General features: G+C 56.7%; 7 protein-coding genes and 1 pseudogene. 7 read left to right on the forward strand and 1 reads right to left on the reverse strand.

Annotated features, from left to right (window positions below):
* Positions 1-614 precede the first annotated feature (614 nt).
* The 7 genes and pseudogenes from QZZ60_RS09440 to QZZ60_RS09470 all read left to right on the forward strand — a co-directional run bounded on the left by QZZ60_RS09440 (position 615) and on the right by QZZ60_RS09470 (position 6,580).
* Positions 615-779, forward strand: coding sequence for a hypothetical protein (locus QZZ60_RS09440; RefSeq protein ID WP_295640829.1), 165 nt, complete (start codon positions 615-617; stop codon positions 777-779).
* A 15-nt stretch (positions 780-794) separates the two neighbouring features.
* Positions 795-1,808: pseudogene (locus QZZ60_RS09445) on the forward strand (branched-chain amino acid ABC transporter substrate-binding protein); the annotation flags it as partial.
* A 65-nt stretch (positions 1,809-1,873) separates the two neighbouring features.
* Positions 1,874-2,806 (forward strand): branched-chain amino acid ABC transporter permease, encoded by a 933-nt coding sequence (locus QZZ60_RS09450; RefSeq protein ID WP_295640831.1) that lies wholly within the window; start codon positions 1,874-1,876, stop codon positions 2,804-2,806.
* Positions 2,807-2,808: 2 nt separating this feature from the next.
* On the forward strand, positions 2,809-3,957 hold the full coding sequence (locus QZZ60_RS09455) for a branched-chain amino acid ABC transporter permease (protein ID WP_295640833.1): 1,149 nt from the start codon (positions 2,809-2,811) through the stop codon (positions 3,955-3,957).
* Positions 3,954-4,730: an ABC transporter ATP-binding protein gene (locus tag QZZ60_RS09460; protein WP_295640835.1), complete on the forward strand. Its 777-nt coding sequence runs from the start codon at positions 3,954-3,956 to the stop codon at positions 4,728-4,730. Before QZZ60_RS09455 ends, QZZ60_RS09460 begins: the two co-directional genes overlap by 4 nt.
* Positions 4,731-5,450: an ABC transporter ATP-binding protein gene (locus tag QZZ60_RS09465; RefSeq protein ID WP_295640837.1), complete on the forward strand. Its 720-nt coding sequence runs from the start codon at positions 4,731-4,733 to the stop codon at positions 5,448-5,450. It begins immediately after the preceding gene.
* A gap of 5 nt (positions 5,451-5,455) precedes the next feature.
* Complete coding sequence (locus QZZ60_RS09470; RefSeq protein ID WP_295640838.1) at positions 5,456-6,580, forward strand: M20 family metallopeptidase; 1,125 nt, start codon at positions 5,456-5,458, stop codon at positions 6,578-6,580.
* Positions 6,581-6,793: 213 nt separating this feature from the next.
* Here QZZ60_RS09470 and QZZ60_RS09475 read toward each other — a convergent pair whose 3' ends face one another.
* Positions 6,794-7,369: a methylated-DNA--[protein]-cysteine S-methyltransferase gene (locus QZZ60_RS09475; RefSeq protein WP_295640840.1), complete on the reverse strand. Its 576-nt coding sequence runs from the start codon at positions 7,367-7,369 to the stop codon at positions 6,794-6,796.
* Positions 7,370-7,541: the final 172 nt, after the last annotated feature.

A 7,541-nucleotide genomic window follows, 5' to 3' on the forward strand; every position in this document is an offset into this window, starting at 1 on the left:
TCCGTGCTGTCGGTGATGGTGCTTCTGTAGTTTTTCTGCAGGATTTAATAGTACCCTTCGGGGATGCTTCTTCGCATGGTTGTTGCGGGGGAAGGGCTTCCAATGAGGAGCAGGGATGCTCCCGGATGCTCTGGGCCGGTTGCTTTCACTGAAAATTTCAAAAACGGCACGCATGGACGAAAAATAAATTTTGCCGGACGCTGTATCAGATTTGCCGATATATTTTTGTGCTGAGGGCTTTTTTTGTCGACACGCACATGATTGTTGCGGCAACGAGGCCCTTCTTTGAAGATTATATTGCCATTTTTTAATAACTATAACTAATTATTAGTTGTTTTTTAATAGAATTCTGCAGGAGACCGTTTGTTCATGAACGGTCGTCATGCCTTCGTGGACGGTTGATCCCCTGTCATCCGGCACTTTTCCCGAAAGATGCTTTCTGTCTGCTGAAAAGGCACGGGGCTTCCGCAGAATACACAATTGTGTCGATAACAGGGCAATTAGAGCATGAAATTTTATTAAATATAGTAAAAATAATAAGTTATATTTAATGGCACGGTTCTTGCTTGAAGAAAAATGTCTCAAGCACTTCTAACAGAAAAGGACATGGCCATATGAACGGTATTTCTTTTGCCAAACGTTCCCTGCTTTGCCTTTGCGCCGGTCTGCTGGTCGTGACCGGAGGAGAATTTTCTTCGGCCTGTGCCAAGGAAACCGTCAAGGTGGGATTTGTCGGTCCGCTTACCGGCGGACTGAGCTCCCTCGGCATGGGAGGATGAAATTCGGCTGACCTCGCCGTGCAGGAAAGAAATGAAAATCCCGCGAGCAAATATCACTATGAACTTGTTGTGCTCGATGATGAAGGCAAGCCCAACGTGGGCGTGCAGGTCGTGACCAAGCTGGCCTCGGACCGCAAGGTGGCCGGCGTGGTGGCGCATTACGTTTCCGCCGTTGCCCTGAGCACCGTGGATATTTTTCATCGTTTCGGCATGCCCGCCATCATCTGGGGAGCTGTGCATCCCGACATCACGTACGGCAACAACTACAAGGAAATATTCCGTATTCCCGGAACGATGATCAATCAGAACGAAGTGGCCGCCAAATTCATGACCGGACTTGGTTACAAGAAGTTCGCCATCATCCACGATACGACCGACTACGGCAAGGGACACGCTTCCTACTTCAGCAGGTTTGTGAAGGAGAACGGCGGGGAAATCGTAGGAGAATTCGGCGTGACGTCCAATCAGCAGGATTTCACTGCGGAACTGACCAAGATCAAGGCGCTTGATCCCGAGGTGCTGTATTTCGCGAGTCTGGTTCCTACGGGCGTGCGCGTCCGTGCGCAGATGGTCAAGCTCGGCATGACGGACATTCAGTTCCAGGGAGTTTCCGGCATCAAGTCCGATGCCTTCATTCATGGTGTGGGCGACGAGGCTGCGGAAGGCTGCATGAGCTTCATTGAAGGCGCTCCTCTCGAAAAGCTTCCCGGCGGCGCGGCGTTCACGGCCAGCTATGAAAAGCACGGCTACGAACAGGCTGCCGAGGCTTACGGTCCTTTTGCCTATGCCGCCATGGTTCAGCTTCTTGACGCCATTGAGGCCGAAGGCCCCAACCACAAGAAGATCATCAGCTATCTGCAGAACATCAAGTCTGCCGATACGCTGGTCGGCAAGGTGACATATGATGACCATGGGCAGAACATCGAGCCTGCCGTGAGCAAGTACATCGTTCAGGACGGACAGTGGGTTTTCTGGGAAGACAGCAAGTACTGCTCCGGGGAACGTGCCTTGAAAAAGCTCAGCCGATAGTTTTCCGGACCGGCCCGACGGCGGATGCTGCGGGTCGGTCCGATGCAATGCTTCATTGAAAGGATATGGTTATTATGGATGGCGTTCTGCTCGCGCAGTTCATCATGAACGGACTCATGCTCGGCATGATGTACGCTCTGGTGGCTGTCGGCTTTACCCTGTTTTTCGGTGTATTGGACATCATTGTTTTTTCTCATGGCGATACGGTCATGGTCGGTGCCTTTGCCGGTCTGGGAACGTACGTCTGGCTTCAGTCCGTATATCCAGACATAGAGACCGTCTGGCTCTGCCTGTGGGTCGTTGCGGCCAGCCTTCTCGCGGTATGTCTTCTTGGCGTGGTTCTTGCCCGCGGCCTCATCATGCGTCTTCGTTCTTCGCCGCCTCTGAATACGCTTCTTGCCACCATGATGCTGGGAACCGTGCTGCGCGAAGCCATACGTCTGTTTTACCCCGACGGTTCCAATCCGCAGCCCTTTCCCAGGCTCCTGCCTGATACGTCCTGGCTGCTGGGCGGCGTGACCGTCCGGCTCGACAGCGTTCTTCTGTTCGTAGGAGGTCTGCTGATCATCGGCGGCATTCATGTGCTCATCAACAAGACGAAGCTCGGCATGGCCGTCCGCGCGGTGGCGCAGGATTCCGAGGCCGCCCAGCTCATGGGCGTGAATTTTTCCTTCATCGTGCTGCTTACCTTTGCGCTCGGTTCCGGTGTGGCCGCGTTTGCCGGACTCATGAACGGCATCTACTACAATGAAATTAACTTCGGCATGGGCGTGCTTCTTGGTGCCATAGGTTTCAGCGCGGCGGTCATCGGAGGTCTCGGCAATATCTACGGAGCCATCATCGGCGGTTTCGTGTTCGCCTTTCTTCAGACCGTAGGCGCTGTGGCGCTGCCTTTTTCCAGCGCCTATAAGGACGTTTTTGCCTTTGCCGTCGTCATTGTGCTCATGGCAATACGTCCCACCGGCTTTCTGGCGGAACGTTCAAGTCAGAGGGTATGAATATGGATCGCTCAAGAGAAATCGTCATCTGCCTGCTGTCCGCCATGGCGCTGCTGGTGTTTTCCGTGGCATTCCTGCTGGCGGAAGATGAAACCGTCATCGGCTCCTACATGGCAGGATGCGCCCTTCTTCTATGGGGCATGGTGCGCATGGGTGCTTATGAAAAGATTACCCGTGCGGTGTTTCATCATGAACGGCTGTGGGCCGGTCTTCTTTTCATTGCCGCGCTCATTCTTCTGTTCTTCTTCCGTGACAACCATTATTGCCTTTTCCTCATCGGAACCATTTTCTGCTATACCATTGCCGTGCTCGGCCTGAACGTTCAGCTGGGATATACGGGCGTCATCAACTTCAGCGCCGCGTCCTTCTTCGGCGTAGGCGGATACACCGCGGGAATGCTGCTCAATCAGGGACTGGTTCCTCCTTTTGCCGCGTTTCTGCTGGGCGGCGTCATGGCCGGTCTTGTGGGGTGCGTGCTTCTGCTTCCGGTGCTGAGAACTTCCGGGCACTATTCAGCGCTGGTGACCATGGCCTTTGCGCTTCTCTTCAACGTGTTTCTGGAAGTCAACGAAAGCTTCGGCGGTCCGCAGGGCATTTCCGTTCCGTCCTTTTCTCTTTTCGGCGTGGACTTTGCCAGCGATGTGGAATGGGGCTCTATGACCGGGTCGTTCTATCTGCGCTACGACCTTTTCATTCTGCTGTTCCTGGCGCTCGTGTTCATCATGGTGCGCCGCGTCGAACGCTCCTGGATGGGCCTTGCCATGGACGCCGTCCGTCTTGACGAAACGGCTTCGGCCTGTTTCGGCATCAACATTGTCCGCTGGAAGGTGACGGCCTTTACCATGGGCAACGTGCTCATGGGCATGGCCGGCGCGCTCTATGCCATGATGCTTGCCTACATCAGTCCGGCGAACTTCACGTTTTCCGACTCCCTTCTTTTTCTTTCCATTCTTCTGCTCGGCGGCATGGGCAACTGCTGGGGCGTCATTCTGGCAACTTCCATCATGGTGGTTCTGCCGGAGAAGCTCCAGTTCATTCAGGAATATCGCTACCTGCTGTATTCTCTGCTGGTTCTGCTCATGATCGTGTACCGTCCCATGGGACTGCTGCCCCGCAGAACGCGCGTTGTCACTTCGGAGGATGCGGCATGAGTCTGCTTTCGTGTACCGGTCTTACCATGCGTTTCGGCGGTCTTGCGGCGCTCAACAGGCTTGACGTTCAGGTTGAGGAAGGAGACGTGATAGGCCTTGTGGGCCCGAACGGTTCCGGCAAGACCACGTTTTTCAACGTGCTCACGGGCATCTATACGCCCAGCGAGGGACACATAGTCTTCGACGGAAAGGACATTACCGCCAGAAACCCTCAGGAGATCTGTCGCGCGGGAATCGCACGCACGTTCCAGCGCTCGAGGCTGTGTCTTGAACTTACGGTGTTCGACAACGTCATGATGGGCAACAGCAAGAATCTCAATATGGGCTTCTGGCACAACGTCATATGTCGCAGGGCATTCTTTCAAGAGTGTCGGGATGATGAAGAGCGGATACGGCTCATGCTGAAGGCTCTCAATCCCACGCTTGCCGACAAGATACGAAAGCCTGTGGGAGAGCTGAGCATGATCGACCGCCGCCGTGTGGAAATCTGCCGTGCGCTTACCGGGCGTCCCAGACTGCTGCTTCTGGACGAGCCTTCGGCAGGCATGACGCAGGATGAGACCCGGCAGCTCATGGACGAGCTCATTGCCATGGAATTCGAGGGCAACAGACCGTCCATCATTCTCATTGAACACGAGATGAGCGTCATCAAAAGAATCTCTTCCCGCTGCATCGTGCTGAACTTCGGACGCAAGCTCTGCGAGGGAAGTTATGACGAGGTAACGTCCAACCCTGTGGTGCAGCAGGCCTATCTGGGAACGGAGGTGGTGTAGATGGCTGTTGCTTTTTCTCCTCTCAGAATTGAGAACCTGTTTGTGGCCTACGGCAAGGCCGACGTCATCTGCGGCGTGAACATGGAAATCTGCGCCGGCCGCATCACCGGACTTCTGGGAGCCAACGGAGCGGGCAAGACCACGCTTCTGCGGGCCATTCTCGGACTTACGCCTCCGAGAAAGGGCAGCGTGGTGTTCAACGGCATGGAGATTTCCGGGCTGCCGCCTCACAAGATAGCGGCGCGCGGCATAAGCGGCATTCCCGAAGGCCGACGCATCTTTTCCAAGATGACCGTGGAGGAAAATCTTCTCATGGGCGCCTACATGGAAAGGGACAGAGACAAGATCCGTCAGCGCCTGGAACGGGTGTACCGTATTTTTCCCCGTCTTCTTGAACGGCGCGGGCAGTTTGCTGGAACCATGTCCGGCGGCGAGCAGGCCATGGTGTCCATAGGACGCGGACTCATGAACGAGCCGAAGCTCCTTGTCATAGACGAGCCTTCCCTCGGCCTGTCCCCCGCGCTGGTCAATGACAATTTCCGCGTCATTCGGAAGATATGCGAGGACGGCATAGCCGTGTTTCTGGTTGAGCAGAACGTGCGGCAGACTCTGGCCATAGCTCATTACGGATACGTGCTTGCGCAGGGCAGAGTGGTTGCCGAGGGAACGGCGGAAGAACTGAAACAAAGCGAAGAAGTGAAGAAGGCATATTTCGGATGAGCGGCATGAAAGACTTCAGCGGAACGGGCCTGGCCCGGTGGATGGTCGGATGCGACACCGTGACGAGCGGCAGCAACGAGGCCGCGCTGCTTGCCCAGGTGGCGGAATGGCTGGAAAAGGCGGGGTTTGCCGTCTTTCTTGACGGATATGACGAAAAGGATCCCGGAAAGTGCAGTCTGTCTGCGCATCTTCATCCCGACTGCGGAGGCGGAGCCCTCTGTCTGGCCGGACATGTGGACACGGTCCCCCTCGGCACGACGCCCTGGAAGCATGATCCCTTTTCCGGGGAGATCATCGACGGCAGCCTGTACGGTCGCGGTTCATGCGACATGAAGAGCGGGGCCGCCGTCATGCTGGCCGCGGCGCTTTCCATGGCCCCCCTCATCAGGGATCGGGATCTGGTCCTGCATCTCTATGGAGGGGAGGAGCGCGGATGTCTGGGCTCGTTCCATATGCCGGAGCGGGAGTTTCGGAACATTGCGGCGGTTGTCGTGGGAGAACCTACGGGCGCTCGGCCCCTTGCCGGACATAAGGGGGCGCTGTGGCTCACGCTTTCCTCTTCTGGACGGACGTCTCACGCGTCCATGCCTGAAGAAGGCGACAGCGCGCTTGCGAAGATGCTTCCTGCCGCGACCCCTCTTCTTGATTTCGTTCCCGTGGGCACGCATCCCTTCATGGGGCGGGGCACGTCGGTGCTCTCCACGCTGCATTCCGGCCTCAACAGCAATTCCGTGCCCGATTCGGCAGTGCTGACCATGGACATACGCACGGTGCCCGGCATGGATCACGAAAAGCTGAGGGAAGAAATACGGGGAATATGCGGGGACGGCATGGTCATGGATACCACGCTGGACATCCCCCCGGTGTGGACGGAGCCGGAACATCCCTGGATGAAGAAGGTCTACGCCCTCTATGAAGCTCTTTCCGGACGGCAGGCACAGGTGGCTGCCGTGCAGTTCTTTACCGATGCCGCCGCAGTGAGAACCAGACTGCCCGAGGTGCCCGTGGTCATCTTCGGCCCCGGCGACAGCGCCATGGCGCATCAGGTGGACGAGGCCTGTCCGGTTTCCCAGATCACGTTCATGGAGACCGTCTGCCGGGAGCTGATCCGGGACTGGTACGCGCTCTAGCTTTGGGCGTTTTTTCCTGACGGTGAGAGAAGAAAAGGCCGTTTCGATGCGAAGGCGTCGGGCGGCCTTTTCGTGTGTCTGCGTCTTGAGCGTGGTTTTCCCCGGAGCATGATCCGTGAAGGCGGGGTGTTTTCCCCGCAGTTTTTTCGCGGCGGTCCGGCCATGCCGACGGAAAGCATGCCCTGCGACGCCGGCTGCGGAAGGTGTCTGCCGTTACGGGCGGGGGGCGGCGTTTTCCCCGGAGAGTGAACGGCGGGAGACGGCCTGAACGGGGAGGTGAAGCCTATCCGTGTTCACGCCTTCGTGCCGCAGCAGACGGATTTTTTTGTCGATGCCTCCGGCGTAGCCGGTGAGGCTGCCGTTCGCTGCTACGACGCGATGGCAGGGAATGATGATGGAAATGGGATTGTGTCCCACGGCGCCGCCCACGGCCTGAGCCGACATGCTTTTTCTATGAAAGGCCTCGGCGGCACGTCCGGCGAGCTCCCCGTAGGTGACGAGGCTGCCGTAGGGAATGCGGCAGAGCTCCCGCCAGATGAACTGCCGGAACGGGCTTCCCGCAGGGGCAAGGGGCAGCTCGGAAGGAGAGGGGCGTTCGCCGGAAAAATACCGGTCAAGCCAGAGCGCGGTCTGAGCAAGAACGGGCTGTCCGTCGCAGGGGATGGGCGTTTCCGTGAGCGAACTTTGAAAATACTTCTGTCCGTCGATCCAGAGGCCGACGAGATGGATGCCGTCGCTGGCCAGAGTAAGGGGGCCGACAGGGGAGGCGTAACGGGAAGAATAGAGCATGTTCTTTTCCTGCTTGAAGCGGCGTTGCCGGGATTCTGCCTCAGACCGGGGAAAAAGGCCAGATGCGGGTTTCTCATGCCGCACGCATGAAACAAAAAAGAATCGACAGAACGTCGCCGCACGATTTTTTCGGGAAAAGAACATTAAAAAAGAAAATCAGCACATTATTTTA

The organism is uncultured Mailhella sp., from assembly GCF_905187505.1.
GTDB lineage: Bacteria > Desulfobacterota > Desulfovibrionia > Desulfovibrionales > Desulfovibrionaceae > Mailhella.

Excerpts from the sequence above, each read along its gene's own strand:
- QZZ60_RS09440 (WP_295640829.1), top strand. The coding sequence starts at position 615 with ATGAACGGTATTTCTTTTGCCAAACGTTCCCTGCTTTGCCTTTGCGCC.
- QZZ60_RS09450 (WP_295640831.1), top strand. The coding sequence starts at position 1,874 with ATGGTTATTATGGATGGCGTTCTGCTCGCGCAGTTCATCATGAACGGA.
- QZZ60_RS09455 (WP_295640833.1), top strand. The coding sequence starts at position 2,809 with ATGGATCGCTCAAGAGAAATCGTCATCTGCCTGCTGTCCGCCATGGCG.
- QZZ60_RS09460 (WP_295640835.1), top strand. The coding sequence starts at position 3,954 with ATGAGTCTGCTTTCGTGTACCGGTCTTACCATGCGTTTCGGCGGTCTT.
- QZZ60_RS09465 (WP_295640837.1), top strand. The coding sequence starts at position 4,731 with ATGGCTGTTGCTTTTTCTCCTCTCAGAATTGAGAACCTGTTTGTGGCC.
- QZZ60_RS09470 (WP_295640838.1), top strand. The coding sequence starts at position 5,456 with ATGAAAGACTTCAGCGGAACGGGCCTGGCCCGGTGGATGGTCGGATGC.
- QZZ60_RS09475 (WP_295640840.1), bottom strand. The coding sequence starts at position 7,369 with ATGCTCTATTCTTCCCGTTACGCCTCCCCTGTCGGCCCCCTTACTCTG.